20 protein-coding genes, 3 tRNA genes and 1 pseudogene are annotated in these 26,454 nt (G+C 66.2%); 14 read left to right on the top strand and 10 right to left on the bottom strand.

Annotated features, from left to right (window positions below):
• Nucleotides 1–2: 2 nt before the first annotated feature.
• Entirely contained in the window at nucleotides 3–1,685 is a 1,683-nt protein-coding gene (locus tag AL755_RS15335; protein ID WP_237762500.1) for an ABC transporter substrate-binding protein, read from the bottom strand.
• 164 nt (nucleotides 1,686–1,849) lie between these two features.
• Between AL755_RS15335 and AL755_RS15330 the strand changes: the two genes are divergently transcribed.
• Nucleotides 1,850–1,934: transfer RNA gene (locus AL755_RS15330), tRNA-Leu, on the top strand.
• 58 nt (nucleotides 1,935–1,992) lie between these two features.
• On the opposite strand, the gene bcp is transcribed toward AL755_RS15330, so the two are convergent.
• From bcp to AL755_RS15315, 3 genes are all read right to left on the bottom strand, one after another.
• Complete coding sequence (gene bcp, locus AL755_RS15325) at nucleotides 1,993–2,466, bottom strand: thioredoxin-dependent thiol peroxidase (RefSeq protein WP_054011740.1); 474 nt, start codon at nucleotides 2,464–2,466, stop codon at nucleotides 1,993–1,995.
• A gap of 159 nt (nucleotides 2,467–2,625) precedes the next feature.
• Nucleotides 2,626–2,698, bottom strand: a tRNA-Lys gene (locus AL755_RS15320).
• A gap of 73 nt (nucleotides 2,699–2,771) precedes the next feature.
• Nucleotides 2,772–2,844, bottom strand: a tRNA-Lys gene (locus AL755_RS15315).
• 334 nt (nucleotides 2,845–3,178) lie between these two features.
• Between AL755_RS15315 and ilvD the strand changes: the two genes are divergently transcribed.
• The 6 genes from ilvD (at nucleotide 3,179) to metG (ending at nucleotide 12,359) form a co-directional block, all read left to right on the top strand.
• Nucleotides 3,179–4,927 carry a dihydroxy-acid dehydratase gene (gene ilvD, locus AL755_RS15310; protein WP_054011739.1) on the top strand — a complete coding sequence of 583 codons (1,749 nt, stop codon included), beginning with the start codon at nucleotides 3,179–3,181 and terminating at the stop codon, nucleotides 4,925–4,927.
• 334 nt (nucleotides 4,928–5,261) lie between these two features.
• Nucleotides 5,262–7,151, top strand: a complete 1,890-nt coding sequence (locus AL755_RS15305) for an acetolactate synthase large subunit (RefSeq protein WP_054011738.1) — start codon at nucleotides 5,262–5,264, stop codon at nucleotides 7,149–7,151.
• A 2-nt stretch (nucleotides 7,152–7,153) separates the two neighbouring features.
• Nucleotides 7,154–7,666 carry an acetolactate synthase small subunit gene (ilvN, locus tag AL755_RS15300; protein ID WP_054011737.1) on the top strand — a complete coding sequence of 171 codons (513 nt, stop codon included), beginning with the start codon at nucleotides 7,154–7,156 and terminating at the stop codon, nucleotides 7,664–7,666.
• Nucleotides 7,667–7,743: 77 nt separating this feature from the next.
• Nucleotides 7,744–8,769 (top strand): ketol-acid reductoisomerase, encoded by a 1,026-nt coding sequence (ilvC, locus tag AL755_RS15295; protein WP_054011736.1) that lies wholly within the window; start codon nucleotides 7,744–7,746, stop codon nucleotides 8,767–8,769.
• A gap of 285 nt (nucleotides 8,770–9,054) precedes the next feature.
• On the top strand, nucleotides 9,055–10,650 hold the full coding sequence (serA, locus tag AL755_RS15290; RefSeq protein WP_054011735.1) for a phosphoglycerate dehydrogenase: 1,596 nt from the start codon (nucleotides 9,055–9,057) through the stop codon (nucleotides 10,648–10,650).
• Nucleotides 10,651–10,784: 134 nt separating this feature from the next.
• Nucleotides 10,785–12,359 carry a methionine--tRNA ligase gene (gene metG / locus AL755_RS15285; protein WP_054011734.1) on the top strand — a complete coding sequence of 525 codons (1,575 nt, stop codon included), beginning with the start codon at nucleotides 10,785–10,787 and terminating at the stop codon, nucleotides 12,357–12,359.
• A gap of 107 nt (nucleotides 12,360–12,466) precedes the next feature.
• Here the strand turns inward: metG and AL755_RS15280 are convergent, their stop codons facing one another.
• The 6 genes and pseudogenes from AL755_RS15280 to AL755_RS15255 form a co-directional block, all read right to left on the bottom strand.
• Nucleotides 12,467–13,465: a hypothetical protein gene (locus tag AL755_RS15280; protein WP_150117137.1), complete on the bottom strand. Its 999-nt coding sequence runs from the start codon at nucleotides 13,463–13,465 to the stop codon at nucleotides 12,467–12,469.
• A gap of 183 nt (nucleotides 13,466–13,648) precedes the next feature.
• Nucleotides 13,649–16,135, bottom strand: coding sequence for an ABC transporter permease (locus tag AL755_RS15275; RefSeq protein WP_054011732.1), 2,487 nt, complete (start codon nucleotides 16,133–16,135; stop codon nucleotides 13,649–13,651).
• Between the two features lie 8 nt (nucleotides 16,136–16,143).
• Nucleotides 16,144–16,890: pseudogene (locus AL755_RS15270) on the bottom strand (ABC transporter ATP-binding protein); the annotation flags it as partial.
• Nucleotides 16,891–17,012: 122 nt separating this feature from the next.
• Nucleotides 17,013–17,717 (bottom strand): response regulator, encoded by a 705-nt coding sequence (locus AL755_RS15265; protein ID WP_054011731.1) that lies wholly within the window; start codon nucleotides 17,715–17,717, stop codon nucleotides 17,013–17,015.
• 1 nt (nucleotide 17,718) lies between these two features.
• Complete coding sequence (locus AL755_RS15260; protein ID WP_054013103.1) at nucleotides 17,719–18,969, bottom strand: sensor histidine kinase; 1,251 nt, start codon at nucleotides 18,967–18,969, stop codon at nucleotides 17,719–17,721.
• A 74-nt stretch (nucleotides 18,970–19,043) separates the two neighbouring features.
• On the bottom strand, nucleotides 19,044–20,555 hold the full coding sequence (locus tag AL755_RS15255; RefSeq protein WP_237762499.1) for an SDR family oxidoreductase: 1,512 nt from the start codon (nucleotides 20,553–20,555) through the stop codon (nucleotides 19,044–19,046).
• Between the two features lie 62 nt (nucleotides 20,556–20,617).
• On the opposite strand from AL755_RS15255, the gene AL755_RS15250 reads away from it, so the two are divergent.
• The 7 genes from AL755_RS15250 to AL755_RS15220 are packed head-to-tail and all read left to right on the top strand — an operon-like array spanning nucleotide 20,618 to nucleotide 26,441.
• On the top strand, nucleotides 20,618–21,103 hold the full coding sequence (locus AL755_RS15250; RefSeq protein WP_054011730.1) for a MarR family winged helix-turn-helix transcriptional regulator: 486 nt from the start codon (nucleotides 20,618–20,620) through the stop codon (nucleotides 21,101–21,103).
• Between the two features lie 39 nt (nucleotides 21,104–21,142).
• Nucleotides 21,143–22,294, top strand: coding sequence for a polyprenyl synthetase family protein (locus AL755_RS15245; protein ID WP_054011729.1), 1,152 nt, complete (start codon nucleotides 21,143–21,145; stop codon nucleotides 22,292–22,294).
• A gap of 2 nt (nucleotides 22,295–22,296) precedes the next feature.
• Nucleotides 22,297–23,202: a phytoene/squalene synthase family protein gene (locus AL755_RS15240; RefSeq protein ID WP_054011728.1), complete on the top strand. Its 906-nt coding sequence runs from the start codon at nucleotides 22,297–22,299 to the stop codon at nucleotides 23,200–23,202.
• Nucleotides 23,203–23,258: 56 nt separating this feature from the next.
• Nucleotides 23,259–24,965 (top strand): phytoene desaturase family protein, encoded by a 1,707-nt coding sequence (crtI, locus tag AL755_RS15235; RefSeq protein ID WP_082369585.1) that lies wholly within the window; start codon nucleotides 23,259–23,261, stop codon nucleotides 24,963–24,965.
• Nucleotides 24,962–25,294 carry a lycopene cyclase domain-containing protein gene (locus AL755_RS15230; protein WP_054011727.1) on the top strand — a complete coding sequence of 111 codons (333 nt, stop codon included), beginning with the start codon at nucleotides 24,962–24,964 and terminating at the stop codon, nucleotides 25,292–25,294. Before crtI ends, AL755_RS15230 begins: the two co-directional genes overlap by 4 nt.
• Nucleotides 25,291–25,599, top strand: a complete 309-nt coding sequence (locus AL755_RS15225) for a lycopene cyclase domain-containing protein (RefSeq protein WP_054011726.1) — start codon at nucleotides 25,291–25,293, stop codon at nucleotides 25,597–25,599. Before AL755_RS15230 ends, AL755_RS15225 begins: the two co-directional genes overlap by 4 nt.
• Nucleotides 25,596–26,441, top strand: a complete 846-nt coding sequence (locus AL755_RS15220; RefSeq protein WP_054011725.1) for a prenyltransferase — start codon at nucleotides 25,596–25,598, stop codon at nucleotides 26,439–26,441. The genes AL755_RS15225 and AL755_RS15220 overlap by 4 nt, the downstream gene beginning before the upstream one ends.
• Nucleotides 26,442–26,454: the final 13 nt, after the last annotated feature.

Raw genomic sequence — 26,454 nt, 5'->3', positions numbered from 1 at the left:
GACTATCCGGTGGGCGGTTTGCTGAGCACCACGTGGTTGAAGACCTCGTTGAGCACCGGGCTGAGCGGGTAGCTGGTGACCTTGTCCGAGAGCGCAATGGCGGAAATCGGGAACGCGAGCGGCACGGCCGGAACGCTGGTGGCGATGGCCTTGTTGATCGCGTCGTACGCAGCCGAACGTTCGGCGCCGTTGGGCAGGCTGCGGGCACGGGTGATCTTGGAGACCAGTTGCGGATCGACAAGACCCAGCTCGCCGTTGGAGGAGCCGAAGAGGGGCCCCACAAAGTTGTCCGGGTCCGCGTAGCTGCCGTTCCAGCCCATCAGGTCCAGGGCGTGGTCGCCGGGGCTCGTGACGGTGGCGGCGTAGCCGCTGTTCCAGTCCACCGGCACGGGAACGATGTTGAAGCCGATCGCGGTCAGTTCCCGGGCGATCTCGGCGTACACCTTTTCGGGCGTGGGCAGGTACGTCCGGGTCGTGTTGGTGGGGTAGTAGAACTTCAGCGGCTGGCCCTTGTAGCTGGAGGACGCGAGCAGTGCCTTGGCCTTGACCGGATCGTAGGGGATGCCCTGGGCGGCGTTGTTGAAGCCGCTGAGCTTGGGCGGGATGAACTGCGCCGTGGTGGCGGTGCCGGCAATGAAGAAGTTGTTGACCAGGGTGGATTTGTCGATCCCGGCCGCGATGGCCTCACGCACCTTCAGGTCCTTCAGCGCGGGGATGGCCTGGTTGATGCCCACGTACACCACGGAGAACGGATCCCTTTGCAGCACTTGCTTGCCGCTCTTGATGAGCTTGTCGAAGTTGCTCGGCGTCACGGGGTCGAAGCCGTCCAGCGTGCCGTCCTCGAGGGCGGCCAGCCGGGTTTCGGGTTGGTCGTAGGTGGTGAAGACGAGCTTGGTGATCTGGCCCTTCTCGCCCCAGTAGTTGGGGTTCGCCGTCATGGTCACGGTGGAGGGCCCGGAGGAGGTGAACATGAACGGGCCCGTGCCGACGGGGTGCAGCGCGTACTTGGAGACCTTGTTGCCGGAGAAAGTGGCATCGAGGGTGTTGGCCGTGCCCTTTTTCAGCGCGGCGGGGGAGGAGATGGCAAACGCAGGCATGGTCAACGCCTGCAGGAATCCCGTCAACGGCATTTTCAGCGCCAACGTCACCTCCAGTGGGCCGTCGGTGGTGCAGCTGTCGTAGAGGGAATTGGCGGCGTTGTCGGAGAACTGCTGGAACACCTGCTTGAACATGACCGCCGAACCGTCACCGCGCGTGGCCTTGGGCAGGGTGTACCAGCGGTTGAAGTTGGTGCAGACCGCCGCGGCGTCGAAGGCCGTCCCGTCCTGGAACTTCACGCCTTCGCGAAGCTTGAATGAATACTTCAGGCCGTCGTCGAGCGTCTTCCACGACGTGGCCAGGCTGGGCGCCGGTGCCCCCGTGACGGGGTCGATCGTCACCAGCCCCTCGAGGACCTGGCGGGTCACCCGGTAGGACTCCGTGTCCGAGACCAGCGCCGGGTCGAAGCCCAGCGGGTCCGCGCCGGTGCCGAAATTAAACGTGACCGGTGCCGTGCCGGCCGACGTCGTCGCGCTGGGGCCGGGGTCGGTGGTGCCCGTGCAGCCCGTTGCGGCGAGAAGGACGACGGCGCCAATGGCTGCCGCACGCAAGAGTGCCTTGGGTCGGTGGCCGGCCGGGATTGGCACGATGGGTGTTCTCCTTAGGGCGGGAATTCCGTCAGCCACTCATCTTAGTGGAGGTTTCCTTGCAAACGCCGGGCTGCGGCCACGGCGCCCGCCGGGGCGGGTGGCCGTTTGTCGCAGGCAGCCGGAATCGCCGGGTAGTATGGTTGACGTCTTCACGGTCTCATGCGCGAGTGGTGGAATTGGTAGACACGCAGGTTTTAGGTACCTGTGCCTTCGGGCGTAGGGGTTCAAGTCCCCTCTTGCGCACCAAGTGGAAAGGCCCCGCCGAGCTGAATCGGCGGGGCCTTTGCCGTGTGCCGGCTTACGCTCAGGCGTCGATCTTCAGGTCCCGGCGCAGCTTCGCCACGTGGCCCTTGGCGCGGATGTTGTATTGGGCCACGGCCACCCGGCCGTCACCGTCGACGACGATCGTGGAGCGGATCAGACCCTCGTAGGTGCGGCCGTAGTTCTTCTTCTCACCCCAGGCGGAATAGGCCTCGGCCACGGCGTGGTCCTCGTCGGCAAGCAGCGGGAACGGCAGTTCCTGGTTCGCCGCGAACGTGGTCAGCTTGGCCACCGGGTCGGGGGAGATGCCCACCACCTCGTAGCCTGCGGCCTTCAGGGAGGCCAGGCTGTCGCGGAAATCGCACGCCTGCTGGGTGCAGGCCGGGGTTGATGCGGCCGGGTAGAAGTAGACCACCACCTTGCGCCCGGCAAATTCCGCCAGGGACGTGGTGCCTCCGGTGGCGTTGGGGAGGGTGAAGGTGGGGGCGGGATCGCCGGCAACCAGGCGTTCGGTCATGGAAAGCTCCTCAGGAACGCTGCGAGGCAACGCGTGGGTGGACTGTAGGGTGTTGTTTCAGCCTAGGCCAGCCGGAGTCCGTGCCCCAACTTTTCCCGGGCAACAAAAAACCGCCCCAACACCGGTTTTCACCAGTGTTGAAGCGGTTTTTATTCCCTGTGCACCCCTCCGGACTTGAACCGGAAACCCATTGATTAAGAGTCAATTGCTCTGCCAATTGAGCTAGAGGTGCGTTCGTTGTCATTGCAGTGAAAAGAACCGCTCCAACACCGATATTCCTACCGGTGTTGGAACGGCCTTACCCGTGCACCCCTCGGGACTTGAACCCGAAACCCATTGATTAAGAGTCAATTGCTCTGCCAATTGAGCTAGAGGTGCATTTTTCACTGCTGGGAAGCACTTTGGTTTGTGTCCGCCGTGTTCCTCGCAACGACATGAAACTATACGTGGTTTTTGCCGGGGTGTGAAATCGAAAAGCCGCTTCCGGGGCATTTTGCGGCGCGGATCACTCGGAGTGGGGTCAAAAGTCGCGGAATCCTGCCATTTCGGCCGTGGAAATTCGCCCAAGAAATTTGCGCCACCCGGCTTGGTGGCGGCCGGGGCAATCGGCGAAGCCCGCATCGGAGCGCCTGATCGCGGCAAATTAGCCGAAGCGGACGGTGCTGACGCTTAAGCTGTGGCCCATCTCACTTTTCGGTCATAGACTGCCCCCATGAGCGTGGATACGAATTCAGCAGATTCCCAAGACTCCCTCGTCCGCACCGCCGACGGCCGCCCGGACATCAAACCCCGAAGCCGGGTCGTCACCGACGGCATCCATGCCACCCCCTCCCGCGGCATGTTCCGCGCCGTCGGCATGGGCGACGACGACTTCGCCAAACCGCAGATCGGCGTGGCGAGTTCGTGGAACGAGATCACCCCGTGCAACTTGTCCCTGAACCGGCTGGCGCAAGGTTCCAAGGAAGGCGTCTTCGCTGCGGGCGGGTTTCCCATGCAGTTTGGCACCATCTCCGTCTCGGACGGCATCTCCATGGGGCACGAGGGCATGCATTTTTCCCTGGTGTCCCGTGAGGTGATCGCCGACTCCGTGGAAACCGTCATGATGGCCGAGCGCCTCGACGGCTCCGTGCTGCTGGCCGGCTGTGACAAGTCCCTGCCCGGCATGCTCATGGCCGCCGCCCGGCTGAACCTCGCCAGCGTCTTCCTCTATGCCGGCTCCATCATGCCCGGCTTCGCCAAGCTCGAGGACGGCACCGAGAAGGAAGTCACGTTGATTGACGCCTTCGAGGCCGTGGGGGCTTGCGCGGCCGGCAAGATGAGCCTGAAGGACCTCGACTCCATCGAACGCGCCATTTGCCCCGGCGAAGGTGCCTGTGGAGGTATGTACACGGCTAACACCATGGCCTGCATTGGAGAGGCCTTGGGCATGTCCCTGCCGGGCTCGGCCGCCCCGCCGAGTGCAGACCGCCGTCGCGACATGTTTGCCCGCAAGTCCGGCGAAGCCGTGGTCAACCTCCTGCGCCAGGGGATCCGCGCCCGCGACATCATGACGAAGAAGGCCTTCGAGAATGCCATTGCCGTCACCATGGCGTTCGGCGGTTCCACCAACGCCGTGCTCCATCTGCTGGCGATCGCCCGCGAAGCAAACGTCGAGTTGACCCTCGATGACTTCAACCGCATCGGCGACAAAGTCCCGCACCTGGGCGACCTGAAGCCGTTCGGTCGTTACGTCATGTTCGACGTCGACAAGATCGGCGGTGTGCCGGTCATCATGAAGGCCCTGCTCGACGCCGGCCTCATCCACGGCGACTGCCTCACCGTCACGGGCAAGACCGTGGCGGAAAACCTGGCCGAGATCAACCCCCCGGATCCCGACGGCAAGGTGCTACGGGCCATGAACAACCCCATCCACAAGACCGGCGGCATCACCATCCTGCACGGTTCCATGGCCCCGGAAGGCGCCGTCGTGAAGAGCGCCGGCTTCGACCTGGACGTCTTTGAGGGCACCGCGCGCGTCTTTGAACGCGAGCAGGGCGCGCTCGACGCACTTGATAAGGGCGCCATCCACGCCGGCGACGTCGTGGTGATCCGCTATGAGGGCCCCAAGGGCGGCCCGGGCATGCGCGAGATGCTCGCGATCACCGGAGCCATCAAGGGTGCCGGCCTGGGTAAGGACGTGCTACTGCTGACCGACGGCCGGTTCTCCGGCGGCACCACCGGACTGTGCATTGGCCACGTCGCCCCTGAAGCCGTGGACGGCGGCCCCATCGCGTTCGTCAAGGACGGTGACAAGATCCGGGTGGACATTGCCGCCCGCTCCTTCGACCTGTTGGTGGACGACGCCGAACTTGCCGCCCGCAAGGTGGGCTGGGCTCCGGTGCCGGCCAAGTTCACCACCGGCGTCCTGGCCAAGTACGCCAAGCTGGTCAACAGCGCGTCCATGGGCGCCTATTGCGGGTGACCACAGAGTGGACTATGTGTCCACATGGTGAGATGGCCGGGCGTGCTGTTTGACACTCCGGAGCGGAAACCGAAAGACTACGGGTATGCAAATACAGCTCGTAGTCGTCCTTAGCTAGCGCGTGACGCAAAGTGGCCACACCCAAGGGCCACAATCCTCTGATACCCCAGAAGAAAACGTTGCTGAACGTGCATACCCCTCGATGAGAGCCTTGAGCGCTGAGGGGTTTTTTTGTTTCCAACACCAGTGGTAACTCGTAGTACGCGCAAGACACCCCTTGAACGCAACACCTGAAGATTTATCGAAGAGCATGAGTTCCGCAAAGGAAGAACCGATGAGTAAAGGATCGCCCGCCAGCCCTGCGCTGATGGCCAGCAAGTCCCCGGGGACTGCCGGCCACGCAGGCAGCAGCTCTGGCGCTGTCAGCCCGACCACCCCCGTCTCGCCAGTCCTGGGCCCCAACAATGTAGTGGCGCCCGTGACGATGACAGGCTCCGAGGCACTTGTCCGTTCGCTTGAAGAACTTGGCGTCAAGGACGTCTTCGGCCTGCCGGGCGGGGCGATCCTGCCCACCTACGACCCCCTCATGGCTTCCTCCCTCAACCACATCCTGGTCCGCCACGAACAAGGCGCAGGACACGCGGCCCAGGGCTACGCCATGGTCACCGGCCAGGTGGGCGTCTGCATCGCCACCTCCGGCCCCGGCGCAACCAACCTGGTCACACCCATCATGGACGCCCACATGGACTCCGTTCCGATGGTGGCCATCACCGGCCAGGTTGCCAGCAGCGTCATCGGCACCGACGCATTCCAGGAAGCGGACATCGTCGGCATCACCATGCCGATCACCAAGCACTCCTTCCTGGTCACGAACCCCAATGACATCCCCCGTGTCATGGCCGAGGCCTTCCATCTGGCCTCCACCGGACGGCCGGGCCCGGTCCTGGTGGACGTGTCCAAGGACGCCCAGGTGGGACAGATGACGTTCTCCTGGCCTCCCACGATCGACCTGCCCGGCTACCGCCCGGTCTTCCGCGGCCACTCGAAGCAGCTCCGCGAGGCCGCCCGGTTGATCGCCGCAGCCAAGAAGCCCGTGCTCTACGTTGGCGGCGGTGTGGTCAAGTCCCACTCCTCGGCCGAACTGATGGAGCTGGCCGAACTCACCGGCGCCCCCGTCGTCACCACCCTGATGGCCCGCGGCGCGTTCCCGGACTCGCACCGACTGCACGTGGGCATGCCCGGCATGCACGGCACCGTCTCCGCCGTGACCGCCCTGCAGCAATCGGACCTGCTGATCACCCTCGGCGCCCGTTTCGACGACCGCGTCACCGGCGTGCTCAGCAGCTTCGCCCCCTACGCCAAGGTGATCCACGCCGACATCGACCCGGCCGAAATCTCCAAGAACCGCACGGCCGACGTGCCGATCGTGGGCTCCGTCAAGGAGATCATCCCCGACCTGACCGCCGCCGTGAAGGCCGAGTTCGACGCCGTCGGCACTCCGGACCTCGGTGACTGGTGGGCGTTCCTGGGCAACCTGCGCGACACCTACCCCCTGGGCTGGACCGAACCCGAGGACGGGCTCATGTCCCCGCAGCGGGTCATCTCGCGCATCGGTGAACTGACCGGGCCCGAGGGTGTCTACGTGGCCGGCGTCGGCCAGCACCAGATGTGGGCCGCACAGTTCATCAAGTACGAGCGCCCTCACGCCTGGCTGAACTCCGGCGGCGCCGGCACCATGGGCTACTCCGTCCCGGCCGCCATGGGCGCCAAGGTGGGCAACCCGGACCGCGTGGTCTGGGCCATCGACGGCGACGGCTGCTTCCAGATGACCAACCAGGAACTGGCCACCTGCCGGATCAACAACATCCCGATCAAGGTGGCCATCATCAACAACTCCTCGCTGGGCATGGTGCGCCAGTGGCAGACGCTGTTCTACGACAGCCGCTACTCCAACACCGATCTGAACACCGGCCACGACACCATCCGCGTCCCCGACTTCCTCAAGCTCGCCGACGCCTACGGCTGCGTGGGCCTGCGCTGCGAACGCGCCGAGGACATCGACGCGACCATCGAGGCCGCCCTGGCCATCAACGACCGCCCCGTCGTGATTGACTTCGTGGTCAGCCCCGACTCCATGGTGTGGCCGATGGTGCCCTCCGGCGTCAGCAACGATCAAATCCAGGTAGCCCGGAACATGACCCCGGTGTGGGAAGAGGAGGACTAGAAATGACTCGACATACCCTTTCCGTACTTGTGGAGGACAAGCCCGGCGTGTTGACGCGGGTGGCCAGCATGTTTGCCCGCCGCGCCTTCAACATCAACTCACTGGCCGTGGGCCCCACCGAGGTTCCCGGGGTCTCCCGGATGACCGTGGTGGTCGACGCCAACGGCGACCTGATTGAACAAGTCACCAAACAGCTGAATAAACTGGTCAACGTCATCAAGATTGTTGAACTTGTTTCAGAGAACTCCGTGCAACGGGACCACATCCTGGTCAAGGTACGTGCGGATGCCGCCACGAGGCTGCAGGTCACCCAAGCCGCAGACCTCTTCCGCGCCTCAGTGGTTGACGTGTCCACCGACTCGTTGACCATCGAAGCCACCGGCCACCCGGACAAGCTCTCGGCACTGCTGAACGTGCTGGAGCCCTTCGGCATCCGTGAGATCGTGCAATCCGGCACCTTGGCCATCGGTCGGGGATCCCGCTCCATGAGCGACCGGGCACTCCGCGCATCCTAGCGCCCCCGCGGCCGGCAACGGCCGCAAAGAGTTTTGAAAACTAAGCAGTACTCACCACATATTCAAGGAGTTACACAGTGACCGACATGTTCTACGACGACGACGCCGACCTCTCCATCATCCAGGGTCGCAAGGTTGCCGTCATCGGCTACGGCAGCCAGGGCCACGCCCACGCACTGAGCCTGCGCGATTCCGGTGTTGACGTGCGCGTCGGCTTGAAGGAAGGCTCCAAGTCCCGTGCCAAGGCCGAGGCAGAGGGCCTGCGCGTCCTCAGCGTCGCCGAAGCCACGGCAGAAGCCGACCTGATCATGATCCTGACCCCGGACCAGGTCCAGCGCTTCGTCTACGCCGAGGAAATCGCACCGAACCTGAAGGCCGGCGACGCGCTGTTCTTCGGCCACGGCTTCAACATCCGCTTCGGCTACATCACGCCGCCGGCCGACGTCGACGTCGCCCTCGTTGCCCCGAAGGCTCCCGGCCACACCGTGCGCCGCGAATTCGAAGCAGGCCGCGGCATCCCCGACCTGATCGCCGTCGAGCAGGACTTCACCGGTGGCGCCAAGGCCCTGGCACTCTCCTACGCCAAGGGCATCGGCGGAACCCGCGCCGGCGTCATCGAGACCACCTTCACCGAAGAGACCGAAACCGACCTGTTCGGCGAGCAGGCAGTTCTCTGCGGCGGCACCTCACAGCTGGTCCAGTACGGCTTTGAAGTCCTGACCGAAGCCGGCTACAAGCCGGAAATCGCCTACTTCGAGGTGCTGCACGAGCTCAAGCTCATCGTTGACCTCATGTGGGAGGGCGGCATCGCCAAGCAGCGTTGGAGCGTCTCCGACACTGCCGAGTACGGCGACTACGTCTCCGGCCCGCGCGTCATCACCCCGGAGGTCAAGGAGAACATGAAGGCCGTTCTCGCCGACATCCAGAGCGGTGCCTTCGCAACCCGCTTCATCAACGACCAGGATGCCGGCGCACCGGAGTTCCTGGCGCTGCGCAAGAAGGGCGAAGAGCACCCGATCGAGGCCACCGGCCGCGAACTGCGCGGACTGTTCTCCTGGATCAGCAACAGCGACGACTACACCGAAGGCTCCGTAGCCCGCTAGTCCCCACTTGCCGGCCCGGAAAATCGCTGACGCGATTTTCCGGGAACCTGGCAAGCGTGGGCCCAATGCGTCGCGCCCCTTGCAGTTGTGGGCCCAACAGTCCGGGCGTAGTTTCCGGACTGTGACGGGCGTCGCTTGCGTCGCCGTCGTCGCTAATTGTTACGGCGAGGAAGCCGGGCTCCCATAAACTGGAGTCCGGCTTTTTTTGTTGCAAATGCACCAGCCGAACCATTCACCAAAATCCCCACAAGAACATTTTTTTAACGAGAGCTAAAGAGGTCACAGGTGAGCGCCACCAAACCAGTAGTACTCCTCGCTGAGGAACTTTCACCCGCCACGATCGAGGCCCTGGGACCCGATTTCGAGATCCGCAGCTGCGACGGGGCGGATCGAAACGAACTGCTCTCTGCAATCGTCGATGTCGATGCGATCCTGGTCCGCTCTGCCACGCAGGTGGATGCCGAGGCGATTGCCGTTGCGAAGAACTTGAAGGTCATTGCGCGTGCCGGTGTGGGGCTGGACAACGTGGACATCAAGGCCGCAACGCAGGCCGGCGTCATGGTGGTCAACGCGCCGACGTCGAACATCGTCTCCGCCGCCGAACTGACGATCGGCCACATCCTCTCCCTGGCCCGGCACATCCCGGCCGCCAGCACGGCGCTGAAGAACGGCGAGTGGAAGCGCTCCAAGTACACCGGCACCGAACTGCTCGAGAAGAAGCTCGGCATCATCGGCCTGGGCCGCATCGGCGCGCTCATCACCGAACGTGCCAAGGCCTTCGGCATGGACGTCGTCGCCTACGACCCCTACGTCACCTCGGCCCGCGCCGCCAGCCTCGGCGTGCAGCTGCTCACCCTCGACGAACTCCTTGAGCAGTCCGACTTCGTCACGATCCACATGCCGCGCACCCCGGAAACCCTGGGCATGATCGGCACCGAGGCCTTCGCGAAGATGAAGAAGACCTCCTACGTCATCAACGTGGCCCGCGGCGGACTCGTCGACGAAGCCGCCCTGAACATCGCCCTGCGCGAAGGCCAGATCGCCGGCGCCGGCATCGACGTGTTCGTCAAGGAACCGGCCACCGACGTGGACTTCCTGGGCCTGGACAACGTCATCGTCACCCCGCACCTGGGCGCCTCCACCGATGAGGCACAGGAAAAGGCCGGCGTCTCCGTGGCCAAGTCCGTACGCCTGGCCCTGGCCGGCGAACTGGTGCCCGACGCCGTCAACGTCGCCGGCGGCGTCATCGCCTCCGACGTCCGCCCCGGCATCCCGCTGATCGAGAAGCTGGGCCGCATCTTCACCGCACTCACCCACGCCTCGGTCACCCAGATCGACGTCGAGGTTGCCGGCGAGATTGCCGCCCTGGACGTCAAGGCGCTGGAACTCTCGGCCCTGAAGGGCGTCTTCAAGGACGTCGTCTCCGAGCAGGTCTCCTACGTCAACGCCCCCATCCTGGCCGAACAGCGCGGCATCAACACCCGCCTGATCACCACGCTGGAGTCCACCGACTACCGCAACGTGCTCACCATCCGCGGTGCGCTCTCCGACGGCGGCCAGATCTCGGTGTCCGGTACGCTGACCGGTCCCAAGCAGATCCAAAAGATCGTCTCGGTCAACGGCTACGACCTGGAAATCCCGATGAGCGACCACCTGCTCGTCATCTCCTACGCCGACCGCCCCGGCGTCATCGGCACCCTGGGCCGCCTGCTCGGCGAGAACGGCATCAACATCGCCGGCATGCAGGTGGCCCGTAACAGCGAAGGCGGTCAGGCACTTTCCCTGCTGACCGTGGACAGCTCCGTCCCGCAGACCGTGCTCGACGCCATCAAGGCCGAGATCGGCGCCACCATGGCCCGCGAGGTCGACCTGGAGGACTAGCGTCCCCACACATATAGAACGACGACGGCCCTAGTTTGAGCGGGCGGGGGACACCTCAGCGCCCGCGAAGGGGCCGTCGTCGTCGTTTTTGGTACGAAGCGGTGTTTTGGGCGGGTTCACGGTAAATTCGTAGGGTGACATCTACTGAATCGGCCAAGACGCCTTACTACCTCACCACCGCCATCACGTACCCGAACGGTGTTCCGCACATCGGGCACGCCTACGAGTACATCGCCACCGACGCCATGGCACGCTTCAAGCGCCTGGACGGATACGACGTGATGTTCTTGACCGGCACGGATGAGCACGGCATGAAGATTGCGCAGACGGCCGAGAAGGAAGGCATCACGCCCAAGGAACTCGTGGACCGCAACGCCGCCGTCTACAAGGAGGCGCACGCCGCCCTGGGCATCAGCTACGACCGTTTCATCCGGACCACCGACGCCGACCACTACGCTGCGTCGCAGGCCATCTGGAAGAAGATGGAGGACGCCGGGGACATCTACCTGGGCAAGTACGAGGGCTGGTACTCCGTCCGCGACGAGGCCTACTACGGCGAGGACGAGACCGAACTGCGCGAGGACGGCCTGCGCTACTCCAAGGTCACCGACACCGAGCTGACCTGGACCGAGGAGGAGAGCTACTTCTTCCGCCTCTCCAACTACCAGGAAAAGCTGCTGGCACTCTACGAGGAGCAGCCCGAATTCGGCGCCCCCCGCACCCGCTTCAACGAGGTCATCAGCTTCGTCAAGGGCGGCCTGGAGGACCTCTCCGTCAGCCGCACCACCTTCGACTGGGGCGTCCCCGTGCCCGGCAACGACAAGCACGTCATGTACGTGTGGGTCGACGCACTGACCAACTACCTGACCGGCGTGGGCTACCCGGACGAGAATTCCGAGGCGTTCCAGAAGTTCTGGCCGGCGGACGTCCACGTCATCGGCAAGGACATCTCCCGCTTCCACGCCGTCTACTGGCCCGCGTTCCTCATGTCCGCCGGGCTGGAACTGCCCAAGCGCGTCATGATCCACGGCTTCCTGCACAACAACGGCGTGAAGATGTCCAAGTCCCTGGGCAACGTGGTGGCCCCCGCCGACTGGGTGGCCCAGTACGGCCTGGACCAGGTGCGGTTCTTCCTGCTGCGCGAGGTCCCGTTCGGTGCCGACGGCTCCTACAACCACGACGCCGTCGTCGGGCGCATGAACTCCGACCTTGCAAACAACCTGGGCAACCTGGCGCAGCGGTCGCTGTCCATGGTGGCGAAGAACTGCGAAGGCGTTGTTCCGACACCCGGCGCATTCACGGAGGCTGACGAGACCATCCTGTCCGCGGCCCGCGAACTGCTCGAGCACTCCCGCCACGCATACCAGACGCAGGACTTCCACGGCTCGCTGGAGAAGATCTGGCACGTCCTGGGCGACACCAACGCCTACTTCGCCGACCAGGCTCCCTGGGTGTTGCGCAAGACCGACGTTCCCCGCATGGAGACCGTGCTGTACGTGACCCTTGAGGTGCTGCGCATGGTCTCGATCCTGATCCAGCCGGTCATGCCCGACGCCGCCGCGAAGCTGCTGACCGTTTTGGGCCAGGGCACCTCCGCGGACGACGCCGTGCGCCAATTTGCGGCCATCGGCTCGCCCCTGGTGGCCGGTACCGTGCTGCCCGCCCCGGCGCCGATCTTCCCGAAGTACGAGGAACCCGCCGAGGCGTAACCCGCATCCGCACCCACCCGCATCCGGAAAAGCCGGCGTTCGCGGTTAAAGCTGGCGTTAGACCACCAGCTTTAACCGCGAACGCCGGCTTTTTTGATCTGATGTGTTCAAGGTTGGCGAAGTCCGGCCTGGCGCAGCAGGAAAATGAACCTCTCCCGGTTCATCATTTCGTCCCACGTCCACCGGACAAAGCCCACGCCTTGGGCTCGAATCTGGTCCTCGCGAGCCTTCTCCGCCAGCACCCGGCCCTGGATGGACAGCCCGCCGCCCCAATCGGAGCGCAGGTATTTTCCTTTCCCGTCGAACTCGCCGGCCAGCCGCAGTTCCTCGAACCAGAAATCCACGTAGGCGTTGCTGCCGTCGCGCAGCACGAAATTCTTCTGCAGAATGGGTGCTGGAAAGCCCAGCATGTGCATCTTCGCCCGGCTGATCGATTCCCCGGCCGAGCCCGACAAATCGGAACTGAACGAGATGACTGCCAGGGCGCGCGCCATGGCGGCCTTGCTGGGGAGCAACGCTGCGGCTGCACGAAGCTCGTCAATCCGCATGGGGAGTCCTTGTGGGTGGCTGCCCTGCCACACTGGATCCCCGGGAACGGCTTCCACGCCGACCGGTGTGAAGTAATTGAAAACGTACTTGCGTTCCGGGGCTCGCAAACTGGAATCACACACCGCCACGGCCTGCGGAAACGGAAGGGCCAGGATGAGCTGCATGACGGTGGTGAGCTTGTCCGTGAGCAGGAAGGGTCCGCAACGGATCACGTTCTCGGTCAATGATCCACGGTGCCGAACCACACCGTTCTCGCTGCGCCCACCTGTGGTCACTTCCGTCATGACGTGAAGTTTCCGCGGTGTCCCGACCACCCACAGACCCCACAGGAGTGCCGCCGTCGCGTTGCACAGCACGGGTTGTCGCGGCGCCAGGTGTTGGAAAGCCAGGGCCCTGAGTCCACATTGCTGGTATGGCCGCAGCCCCTGCCAATCCGCGGAACTCACGTAGACGCCGCGGCGAATCCGGGTGAGCTCGCCCTTGTTGCAGCGGGCCACCAGTTTGCGACGGTCCTGCCCGACGTTTTCGTAGTCGGCCGGCAAAATCAGTTTTGGCATGCCCATGCCTTACAGGGTTCCACCGCAAATGGGTGTCGCGGAAGGGCCTCTCTCGCGATTGTGGATAACGTGGGCCGCCGGAGCGGACGCCACTTTAGAAAGGGACGGCGCTTGCGCAAAAGGCCGGCGGTAGACCACCGTCCTTTTGCGCAAGCGCCGTCCCTTTTCGCAGAGCGCCGGAAGCTAGTCCATGGCGAGGCCCTCAACGGGGGAGAGCTTGGCCGCGCGACGAGCCGGTACCACGGAGGCCAACAGCCCGGCCACCGCGGCAACGCCCACCACCAGCAGGATCTGGCCCCACGGAATGGTGGCCGTGACGGCCGTGAACTTGCCCAGCGCCGCCTGTGCACCGGCCCAGCCGTACAGTACGCCCAGTGTGGAGCCGATCACGGCGGCGACGCCGGCAATCAGCACGGCCTCCAGGGCCAGCATGCCGCGCAACTGACCGCGGGTGAGCCCGAGGGCCCGCAGCAGCGAGTTTTCCCGGGTCCGCTCCAGCACCGAAAGGGACAGGGTATTGGCCACACCAATCAGGGCGATGAAGACGGCCACGGCCAGCAGCCCTGTCACCACCAGCAGCAGCATGTTGATGACCTGGGTGAACATGGCCTTCTCCAACACGGCTCCGCTGACCATGTACTCCTCGACGCCCAGGGTCTTGGCGATGCTGGTGCGCAGGTCCATCATGGCGTTGGTGCTCAGCGACGGGTCGACGGAGATCCACACCTGCCCCGGAATGTTGGCGGCTTCCGCGGCGGGCAGCGGGGCAAAGGCGGCCAAGGAGACCAGGGCAGAGAAGCTGTCCGTCGTGGCCTGGCTGGCCGGGACCGTGGTGGTCTGGGTTCCGGCGGCGAGGCTGACGGTGGTTTCCTTGAAGCCCTTGGGCAGGATGACTCCGGTGCCCCGGGGCCGGTTTGCCGCGTTGCCCAACAGGGCCGTTGCATCGGCGGGGGCGATCCCGTAGGCGGGCATGGTGGCGCCATTGCTCGTGACAGTGCCAACGGCTTTCAACAGGACCGCTTTGCGCACGCCGGGAAGGGTCGCTGTCTTGGCCACCTCGGCGGTCGTGAGTGCGGTGCTGCCGGGGTTTTGCTGAGCCGTGATGTCCACGGGGTAGTGGCCGTCGAGTTGGCTTTCAAAGGCGTTCCGTGCGGTGGCCGCGCCGGTCATCATCATGGTCACCAAAGTGACGCCGATGAGCAGGGCCGACGCCGTCGCCGTCGTCCGCCGTGGATTGCGGACGGCGTTGGCGGCGGCCATCTTGCCCGGCACGCCCGCCGGGGCGGCCAGGCTCCCGGCCAGCCGGACCAGCTTGGGCACAAACAACGTGGCGGCCATGATGATGCCCACGAACGATGCGGCACCTGCCGGGACGGCCAGGATGAGCTGCGAGCTTAGCCCGCCGTACACCAGTCCCGCGCCGCCGGCCAGGATCAGCGCCACGCCCACGCCCAGCCGGATCTTGCCGGCGGAGGTGTGCACCGTGGCGTCCTCGGCGGGGCGCAGGGCCGCCAGCGGCGCGACCGCCGTGGCGGCGCGGGCGGGAACCAGTGCGGCGAGCACCGTCAGGGCCGTGCCCACCAGCAGGCCGGTGACGATGGCCGACGCCGGCACCCCCAGGGTGGCGAACGCAAAGTCGGGGTTGGTGCGCAGCAGGCCAAGGACGGCGGCCATGGTGCCGACGGCGGTGAGCACGCCCAGGACGGAGGCGGTGAAGCCCACGACGAGGGCCTCGACGATCACCGAATTGCGGACTTGCTTCCGGCTGGCGCCCACGCAGCGCAGCAGCGCCAGTTCGCGGGTTCGCTGGGCCACCAGTACGGAGAAGGTGTTGGAGACGACAAGGGCCGAGACCAGAAGTGCAACGGCGGCAAACGCCAGCAACACGATGGTCAGCTGGTCCTGCCCGCCGGTGAAGCCGGCGACCTGTTCGGTGGTCTTCTCGTCCGGTGTCAGGACACTGCTAGCGGGCAGGTCGAGGACTGCGGCGAGTGCCGTCTTTGCCTCCGCGATGCCCACGCCGGGCTTGAGGTTGAGCGTGATGCTGCCGTAGCCGGGCGTCGGGCCGCCCAGCTTGGTGACGGCGTCGGCCGTGCCAACGAACTGGGCGGTGCCGGATTGCAGGGGATCCGCGGACGCGGCCATGATGCCGGAAATCGTGGCCGCGAGTTTCGGCTCGGGTGCCACGGCGGATTCGCCGGCGGAAGGCTGGCTGGTCAGCGTTGCGGTACCGCCGACCTTGAGCCCGTTGCGGTCGGCCGTGACGGAATCGACCACCACCTGGTTGCCGGTGGCCGGCCAGGAACCGCTGAGCAGTTTCATGGGTTCCAGAGCGGGGGAGGAGGGCATGTTGCGGATGGTCCCGCCCGCCATGGCATTCCCCAATTGGGTCTGGATGCTCAGCGACCGCTGGGCGTAGGAGTTCGAAACAAGGGGTGACGAGGCAACCTTTTGGGCTGCCGCCGGCGCCAGGGGATCGAAGCCGGGAGGTGAAACCACCAGGTCCGCGGAGGCATAGGACTGGCCGATGCTCGCCTTGAGCGACGCCTTCGTGGACGCGTTGACCATGAGCGTGGCGGAAAGGAAGGCAACGGCGAGCAGCACGGCCAGCGTGATGGCGATGAAGCGCCGGGAATGGGTCTTGAGTTGGCTGAAGGATACCTGGAGCACGGCCTAGGCCCCAGGGATGCCAGCGAGGCCAGCACGGACTCGGCGGTGGGGTTCTCCAGCTGGCCCACGAGGGCGCCGTCGTTCATCAACACCACGCGGTCGGCGTAGGAGGCGGCCACGGGATCGTGGGTGACCATGATGATGCTCTGGCCCATTTCCCGGGAGGAGCGCCGCAGCATGCCCAGCACCTCGGCGCCGGAACGGGAATCGAGGTTGCCCGTGGGTTCGTCACCAAAAATGACGTCGGGGCGGGTCAGGAGGGCGCGGGCCACGGCCACGCGCTGCTGCTGGCCGCCGGAGAGTTCGTGCGGCTTGTGCTTGAGCCGGTCGGTCAGGCCCAGGGTTTCGGTGATGAACGCAAACCAGTCCTTGTCCACGGTGCCGCCGGCCAGCGCCACGGGGAGAGTGATGTTGGCTTCGGCGGTGAGCGTGGGCACCAGGTTGAAGGCCTGGAACACAAAGCCGATCCGGTCCCGGCGCAACTGGGTGAGCACCTTGTCGTTCAGCGCCGTCAGCTCGGTCTCGCCCAGGTGGATGGTGCCGGAGGTGACCGAGTCGAGGCCGGCCAGGCAGTGCATGAGCGTGGATTTTCCGGAGCCGGACGGGCCCATGATGGCCGTGAATTGGCCGGCGGGGAAGTCCAGGTCGACGCCCTTCAGCGCCGCAACCTCGGTCTCGCCGCGCCCGTAGCTCTTGCGCAAGCCGCGGGCCTGAACCGCCAGGGTGCGCTGGGATTTCTGCGTAATGATCGTCATGCATCCAGCGTATTTCCCGGCCCTGCCCCGGCGGATCGGAGCGGGGGTGGATATGTGGCCCACGTTCGACGCCGGTGCCTCCTACCAGGGGCGGAGAACCGCCGGCTCCCCACCCGCTTGGCCTAACCCGGGGAGACGATCCCGGTCTCGTAGGCGATCACGACCACCTGGACGCGGTCGCGGGCGCTCAGCTTGGCCAGGATGTGCCCCACGTGCGTCTTCACGGTCGCCTCGGAGACAAACAGCTGGGCCGCGATTTCCGGGTTGGAGAGGCCGTTGGCGATTAGCACGAACACCTCGTGCTCCCGCCCGGTCAGGCTGGCGACGGCGGCCGAGTGGGCGTCGTTGGCCGGGCTGGGGGCCGACAGCATGGGCGCCACATGGTCCAGCAGGCGCCGCGTGGTGGACGGGGCGATGACGGCATCTCCGGCAAAGACCGTGCGGATGGCGCCGAGCAGTTCCTCCGGGGGAGCGTCCTTGAGCAGGAAGCCGCTGGCGCCGGCCTGGATGGCGGCCAGGGCGTATTCGTCCAGGTCGAAGGTGGTCAGCACCACGATCTTCAACTCCGACAGCCACGACCCCGCGGGGGCCTGTTTGGTCCGCTCCATGAGGCGCCGGGTGGTTTCGATGCCGTCCATGCCGGGCATGCGCACGTCCATCAGGACCACGTCGGCGGCCGTCGCGGCGAGGGCGGCCAGTGCCTCGATGCCGTTCCCAGCCTCCACCACCACGGCGAGGTCGGGCTGGGAGTTGATCAGCATGCCAAAGCCGGAACGGACCAGTTGCTGGTCGTCCACGAGGGCAACGCGAATGGGGGTGTCTGTCATCTCAGGTCTCCGTGTAGGGGATAAAGGCGGTGATGCCGAAGCCGCCGCCGGGCAGTGGTCCGGCCGCCAATGTTCCATCGTAAAGTTTCACGCGCTCGGCCATGCCGCGCAGCCCGTTGCCGGCGCTCGGGGCGAGGTCCGGGGCGGGGGAGGCGCCGGCGTCGTACACGGGCAGCGGGCCCGTGGTGGCGAACGACGCCGAGGCCCCCCTGCCGTTGTCCATTACCGACACTTCCAGCCCGCGGGCGGTCCAGTTCAGCAGCACGGCGGCCTCCACCTGGGGGCCGGCATGCTTCATGACGTTCGTCAGGCCCTCCTGGACCACCCGGTAGGCCGTGAGTTCGGCCCCGGCCGGCAACATGCGCCGCGCCCCGCCCGTGACATCGTAGCTGATCATCAGGCCGGCGGCGCGGATGCCCAGGAGCAGTTCGTCCAGGTCCGTCAGGCCCGGCAGGGGGCGCATCGAGGCGTCGGCGTCGCCGCGCAACACGCCCAGCAGGCGGCGCATCTCCTGCAGGGAGGACCGGCCGGTTTCGGCAATGGTCGCCAGCGTGGCCGGGGCGATCTCGGGGCTGGCCGCGGCGGCGTAGCGGGCGCCGTCGGCCTGGGTGATGATGACGGACAGGGAGTGGGCCACGATGTCGTGCATCTCGCGGGCGATGTGGGCGCGTTCGTCGCTGGCGGCCAGCTGGCGCTCGTGCTGGGCCTCGATCTCCAGGCGGTGGGCGCGGTCCTCCAGCGCTTGTTCGCGGAGCCGTTTGGTGCGGGTCAGGTCCCCGGCCGTCCAACTGAACAGGACCAGGACCCACACCATGAGGATCAGCACGGCCCCGTAGGGCAGATCGGCGATCGAGGAGGAGGTGAGGTTGTAGAAGAACCGGGTGACCAGCATGATCGACCCCAGCAGCGCAAGAATCAGTCCGCCCAGGCTCGCCCAGCGGGGTCCAAACGCGGCCAGCGCGTAGACAATGATGGGGACGGCGATGTCGGCCGGCATGGGGGCGATGTCCAGCGCCCACTGGGTGATCGCGACGACGGCAATGATGGAGCCGGCCATGACGGTCCGGGTGCGGCGCCAGGCCACCGGAACGATCAGGGCCGTGGCGGCGGCCAAGCCCGCTGGAAGGCTGGCCCAGTGGGCGCCGCCGGCGCTGACGGCACTCAGCGGGGTCGCCACCAGCCACAGCACGGCCATGAGGACAAAGTCCACGGCAAAGCGGTGCCGCCGGAACCAGTCGTAGATGGAATGCATGATCACTCACTCCACTGTAGGCGCCCGGGTGCCGGCGGGCATCCTGCCCAGGGTGGAGATTCGCCCCCGCTGGTTCAGGGCCGCCGGGAGGCCGCAGCGGTGATGCGGTTCGCCATGTCCTTGAAGATAATGCCGTGGAACGGCAATACGGCCAGCCAGTACAGGCGCCCGGTCAAGCCTCTCGGGAAGAAGATGGCCCGCTGCCGGAAGACGCTTCCGCCGGCGCCACCGTCTTCCGGCTCCGCGGGCGTCACCTCGAACTCCAGCCAGGCCCGTCCCGGGACGATCATTTCCGCCCGAAGCCGCAGCAGCCGGCCCTGCTCAAGGGTTTCCACCCGCCACCAGTCGACGGCATCGTTGAGTTGGAGGTGTTGATGGCTGCGCCTGCCCCGGGCCAGGCCAACCCCTCCGGCCACCTTGTCCAGCCAGCCGCGCACGGCCCAGGCAAAGGGCAGGGAGTAGTAGCCGTTTGCCCCGCCGATCCCTTCCACCACGGCCCAGACCTGGCTGGCCGGGGCGGGTGTCGTCTTGGTCCTTTCATCCGTAAAGACCGTCAAACCGGCCCAGTCGGGGTCGCTGGGCAGCGGCTCGGCCGGGGCGCTGAGCGCGTGCGCCGTGGCCCAGGTGGTTTCCACGGTGTCCGCCGCGATCTTGTGCAGGGCCAATTCCACGGCCCGACCGTAGGTGGTCAGGCCGCCGTCGGGCTCCGGGATGTAGGCGGCAATGTCCCTTTCCCGGGCAACGCAGTCGTGCTGCAGGGATTCGACCAGGGGGACGGCCAGGCTGCGGGGGACGGGGGTCACCAGATTGACCCATTGCGCGGCCAGCCAGGGGGTGAGCACGGGCAGCGGAATGACCAGGGGCCGGCGGAATCCCGCGGCATCGGCATAGCTGCGCATCATCTCGGCGTAGCTAAGCACCTCGGGTCCGCCAATGTCGAAGGTCCGGTTGAGGCCGGCCGGCAGCTGGGCGGCGCCCACCAGGTAGTGCAGGGCGTCCCGGATGGCGATGGGTTGGATCGAGTTCATGACCCATTTGGGCGCCGGCATCACGGGCAGCACATCGGTCAAGTGCCTGACCATTTCAAAACTGGCGGAACCGGAGCCAATGACCAGCCCCGCCTGCAGCACGGCCGTCGGCGTTCCTGACGCCAGGAGGATTTCGCCCACCTCGGTCCGGGACGCCAGATGCCGGCTGAGCCTGCCTTGGGGATGCAGGCCCGAGAGATAGATCAGGCGCGTGGTCCCGGCGTCGCGCGAAGCCCTGGCCAGGTTCAGCGCGCACCGCCGTTCCACCCGTTCAAAATCCCAGGCCGCCCCGGTGCCTCCGGACATGGAGTGCACCAGGTAGTAGACGATGTCGGCGCCCCGGCAGAGCGCTGCGGCGGTGTCCGCATCCTCCATGGAGCCTTCGAGGATCTCCACCTGGCTGCGCCACGGAACGTCCCGGAGCTTGTCGCGCCGCCGGCTGAGGACCCGCACGTCGGCGCCGGACGCCAGGAGCAGGGGCACCAGCCGCCCGCCAATGTAACCGGTGGCGCCTGCCACTGCGATGGTGACCACGGCAAACAACTCCTTGCTAGACAAAACCACTTTGTTCCACCAGTATGTAATTAGATTTTCTTATTATCAATGGATGGAGCATCTTCATGGAGGACGGCAACAGTTGGCGGCCGCCGAGGCCGATGCACCAGGCCTCCGTGCTGGTCCGCCAGATCCTGGTCCTGAACGAGGTCATGGAATTCATCATGCGGCGCGAGATGGAGCTCAATGACACCGACTTCCAGGCCATGCAGCACCTGCTGCGGCAACGCTCCATCTCTCCCGGCGAATTGGCCCAGGCCCTGCATCTGACGGCTGCCGCAACCACCACCGTCATTGACCGTTTGGTTGCCAAGGGGCACGCCTGCCGCACGCCCCACCCCACGGACCGGCGCCGGACGCTGATCACCCCCAGTGCGGAATCGGTCCGCAAGACCATGGAGAAGATCATGCCCATGATCATGGATGTCGATGACAAGGTGCGCAGCTACGACGACGACGACCAGCGCGTCATCGTCGACTTCCTCGGCGGCATCGTGGCAGCCATGACCAAACGCGCGGCTGAGCTGGACCCCGGTGAAGCGCGACCTTAACCATCAACGAAGCCACTCGATGCCTAGGGATGCAAAGCCATGACACCAAGCAATGAGAACCCCGTCTCCCGTTCCGGTGAGACGCTTGTCGCCGCACGGAATGAGTTCACCGAGCGCGACTTCACGGAGGCGGACGCCGACACCGCCCCGTTGGACTGGGCAGCCTTCCAAGGGCTCGTCCAGGGTGTCCTGGACGCCCATTTTGCCTCGGAGGGCCGCCGCGCATCGGACCTTTCCCCGGCGTTTGGCGAATTGTTCATCCACCTGGCCGGCACGGTCGCCGGGGGAAAGTGGCTGCGGCCCAAGTTGATTTTCCGCAGCTACGCGGCGTTCGGCGGGCGGGACTGGAAGTCGTGCAGCGAACTGGCCGCAGCCTTTGAAATGCTCCATGCCGCCCTGCTGGTGCACGACGACGTCATTGACCGGGACTTTGTGCGACGCGGGGTCGACACCCTTGGCGCGGTGTACCGCGACATGGCAACGGCACAGGGTTTTGACGCACCCGACGCGGACCATGCAGGACACAGTGCCGCCATCATCGCCGGCGACCTGCTGCTGACCGGTTCGCTGCGCCTGGCCATGTCCGCCGCAAGCGGCCACCCCCAGGGTGCCGCGATCCTGGCAACCCTGCACGAGGCCATCTTTGCCGCCGCCGCCGGGGAACTTGACGACCTCCTGTTTTCCTTGCGGGAAGGCTCGCCGGAGCTGCCCGAGGTGCTGAATATGGAGCGGCTGAAAACGGCCGTGTACTCCTTTGAAATGCCGCTGCGCGCAGGTGCACTGTTGGCGGGGGAATCCCTGGCTACGGCGGACGCCCTCGCCGGCGTGGGCCGCGACATCGGGGTGGCCTATCAGGTGATCGATGACCTCTTGGGCACCTTTGGCCAGTCCGCCATGACGGGAAAATCGGTCGAGTCCGATCTGCGGGAGGGCAAGCGCACCATCCTGACCACCTTCGCCGCCGGTTCGGACGAATTCACCGCAACCCTGGCCGCGTTCCGGCGCGGAGACGCCGACGCCGAGGTGGTGCGCAGGACCCTGCGGGAGCTCGGTGCGGAGGAACGCGCGCTGGACCTTGCACAAACTCTCGTGGCCCGGGCCCTGGACAAGGCGGACGCCCTGGCGCTGCCGCAGTCCCTGGCCCTGGAACTCGCGCACATCTGTGACCACGTACTGGCGCGAAGGAGCTAACCATGGGAATCGATCCGCTCAGCCACTATTCGGAGACGGCCTCCCGCAGCGCCGGCGTGGTGATTGGCAGCTATTCGACGTCGTTCGGCCTGGCCTGCCTGCTGCTCGGTTCCAGGGAGCGCCGGGACATCGAGAACATCTACGCGCTGGTGCGGGTGGCCGATGAGGTGGTGGACGGCGCCGCCGAGGCTGCCGGGCTGGACCCGGCGGCCGTGTGCGCCCAGCTGGACCGGCTGGAACTCGAGACCGAACAAGCCCTGGCAACGGGATACAGCACCAACATGGTGGTGCATGCCTTCGCCCTGACGGCCAGGCGCACCTCCATCGACACCAGCCTGACCAAACCGTTCTTTGCCTCCATGCGTACCGATGTGAGCGTGAGCCGCCATACGCCCGACAGCCTCGAGGAGTACATCTATGGATCCGCCGAGGTGGTGGGGTTGATGTGCCTGAAAGTGTTCCAGGCCATGGACGGCGCCCCCGGCGGCCATGACGGGGAACTGGCCAATGCCGCCCGCAGCCTGGGCGCCGCGTTCCAGAAGGTGAACTTCCTGCGGGATTTGGGGGCTGACAGCTCCGGGTTGGGCCGCAGCTACTTTCCGGAGCTGGATCCGGCGGCCTTCGACGACGGGCACAAAATGGCGTTGCTCGCCGAGATCCGCCACGACCTGGCGGTTGCCAAGGCCGGCATGGTGTTCCTTTCCCCGCCCGCCAGGAGGGCCGTGCGGCTGGCGCACGACATTTTCCTGGCCCTGGTGGTCAAGCTGGAACGGGTTCCCGCCGCGGAGCTTGCCGGCCGCCGGGTCAGGGTGCCCGGCTACCGCAAGGCCTGCATTGCCCTTGCGGTGTGTGCCGGAAATTGGCGCACAGGGTCCGGCGCCGCCGGAACAGCGGCGGTGACACGGTGAGCGGGCGGCGCCGGCGGATCCGGCCCGCATTCTTGTATGCCGGATTTGCCACGCGCATGCTGGCCCAGGCCCGTGGCAGGCACCATGGGGTGAATCCCGACCCCTGCGTGGTGATCGGCGGCGGCATTTCCGGGCTCGCCACGGCGGGCCTGCTGGCACGCGACGGCCATGCCGTGACGGTGCTGGAAAAGCAGGAGGTGCTCGGCGGCCGGGCGGGCCGCTGGGTGCACAGGGGCTTCAGCTTCGACACGGGCCCGTCCTGGTACCTCATGCCGGAGGTGATCGACCACTGGTTTGCCATGATGGGTACCAGCGTGGCGGCCGAACTTGAGCTCACGGCCCTCGACCCCGCCTACCGGCTGTGGGACGGGGACGGCGCGGAACCCGTCGACGTCCGTACCGGCCGTGCACGCGCAACGGCCTTGTTCGAATCCCACCACGAGGGCTCGGGGGAGCGGCTGGCCGACTATCTGGATTCCGCCGAACTGGCGTACACCCTGGCCAAGAAGCACTTCCTCTACGACCCCTTCGGCTCGCTGCGGGGATTGGCCGCCCCGGCCGTGCTCCGCCATGCGCCGCGGCTGGCGCGCCTGCTGGCCACCTCGCTGGACCGCTTCGTGGCAGCCCGCTTTAGCAACCCGCTCCAGCAAAAAATCCTCGGATACCCGGCGGTCTTCCTGGGCACCAGCCCGTACAAGGCCCCGTCCCTGTACCACCTGATGAGCCACCTGGACCTCCAGGATGGCGTGCTGTACCCGCACGGCGGTTTTGCCGCCGTCGTCGATGCCATGGAACGGGTGGTGCGCCGGGCAGGGGTCCGGATCATCACGGGGGCCAATGCCACCGGGATCGTCACCGGCCCCGCCGGAAAGCGCACCCGCTGCGAAGCCGTCGCCTGGACCGATGCCGAGGGGGCCGGGCGCCGCACTCCGGCCCGGGTGGTGGTGGGCGCGGCGGACCTGCACCATATTGAGACGGCCCTGCTGCCGCAGGAACTGCGCACCCTGTCCGAGAGGAAATGGCGGCGCGCCGATCCGGGGATCAGTGCCGTGCTGGTGTGCCTGGGCATCCGCGGCGAATTGCCGCAGCTGGCGCACCACAACCTCCTGTTCACCCGCGACTGGCAGGACAACTTCGACCGGATTACCATGGGCCGCGAGCTTGCCGGCACCACCTCCCTCTATGTGTGCCGGCCCAGCGCCACCGACGCCTCCGTGGCGCCGGCAGGGGCCGAAAACCTGTTCCTGCTGATCCCCGCGCCCGCCATCCCCGGCTGGGGCAAGGGCGGGTACGACGGCGGCGGCTCACCCCAGGTGGAAAAGGTCGCCGATGCCGCGATCGCCCAACTGGCGCTGTGGACCAACACCCCCGACCTGGCGGATCGCATCGTGGTGCGGCGCAGCTATGGACCGGCCGATTTCCAGGACAACGTCAACGCCTGGCAGGGCAGCGCCCTGGGCCTGGCGCACACCCTGGCACAAAGCGCGTTCCTGCGCCCGGGAAACAGCAACGCGAAAGTGGCGGGGCTGTTCTATGCCGGAAGTTCCGTCCGCCCGGGCATCGGAGTGCCCCTGTGCATGATCAGCGCCGAGCTTGTGCTCAAGTCGGTGCGGGGAGACCGGTCCGGCGGGCCCCTGCCCGAACCCGCCAAGGAGGGCCATGCCGTTGCAAACCCGGATTCAACCGATGATCCAACGGCGACGTCAACCGCCGAGGTGCGCGGCGCAGCACGCCGTGCGGCAGCCGGGGCCGGGGGCGCATGAGCTATTTGTTGATCCTGCTGGCGCTGTTGGTCTGTATGGGACTGCTGGACGCCCGCTGGAAATTGTTCTTGTTTGCCCGGCCGTTGGCCGCCGCGGCCGTGCTGCTCCTGGGCACCGGCTTCTTCCTGAGTTGGGATGTCTCGGCCATCGCGGCCGGCATTTTCGTCCACCGCGAGTCCAGGCTCATGACGGGGATCATGATTGGGCCTTCGCTGCCGTTGGAGGAGGCCTTCTTCCTGTTGTTCCTGTGCTACCAAACCATGGTCCTGTTCACCGGCGCCCTGCGCCTGCTGCCCCGGAGGCGCCCAACGGACGGGAACAAACCATGAACTACGCCCAGCTCAACACGATCTTTGTGGCCGTGGCGCTCGCAGTTTTCGCAGCCGCGCTGCTTCGGCGACGTGCCAAGTCCGCCGTTGTGGCCGCCGTCGTCGTCACGATGGCGGTGCTGATGATCCTGACGGCCCTCTTTGACAGCGCCATGATCGGCTCGGGCCTATTCGACTATGGAGGCAACACCCTGGCCGGGGCCCGGGTGTGGCTGGCGCCCGTCGAGGACTTTGCCTACCCGCTTGCCGCCGCCTTGTTGCTGCCGGGCCTGTGGCTATTGTTCACGCAGGGGAGGCGCAAATGAAGAACCTGCTGGTGACCTCGAGGCCCGTCTCCTGGGTCAACACGGCCTACCCGTTTGCGGCGGCCTATCTGCTGGCAACGGGGCGGATCGACTGGGTCTGGGTGGTGGGAACCGTCTTCTTCCTGATCCCCTACAACCTGGCCATGTACGGCATCAATGACGTTTTCGACTACGAATCCGACCTCCTCAACGCCCGCAAGGGAGGCGTGGAAGGGGCGGTACTGGACCGCAGGCACCACCGATTCGTCCTCTGGGCATCCATCATCTCAACCGTCCCGTTCATCGCGGTGCTGGCCACCCAGGGCGGCGCCGCGGCGAACGCGGTCCTGGCGTTCTCGCTCTTTGCCGTGGTGGCCTACAGTGCGCCGGGACTGCGGTTCAAGGAACGCCCGTTCCTGGACTCCCTGACCTCCAGCACGCACTTTGTCTCCCCGGCCGTCTATGCCCTGGCCCTGGCCCATGCCCCCTTCACTGGGGGACTGTGGGCGTTCCTGGCGGCCTTCTTCCTGTGGGGGATGGCCAGCCACGCCTTTGGCGCGGTGCAGGACATTGTGCCGGACCGCGAGGGTGCAATCGCCTCGATCGGCACGGTGCTGGGCGCCCGGTTCACCGTATGGTTCGCCTTCGCGGCCTACGCCGGCGCAGGGGTGTTGATGCTGTGGACGGCGGCACCCTTCGCCGCGCTGCTGGCCGTGCCGTACCTGGCCAACATTGCGCCACACCTGGGGGTCGCCGATGCCGTCTCCGCCACGGCAAACGCCGCCTGGAAGCGCTTCCTCTGGCTGAACTACCTCACAGGCTTCCTTGTCACCCTGACCCTGATCTGGCTCGCCATGCGCTGAGCTGCCAACACCC

The sequence above is a fragment of the Arthrobacter sp. ERGS1:01 genome, from assembly GCF_001281315.1.
GTDB lineage: Bacteria > Actinomycetota > Actinomycetes > Actinomycetales > Micrococcaceae > Specibacter.
This window is presented reverse-complemented; position numbering and strand designations above follow the sequence as displayed.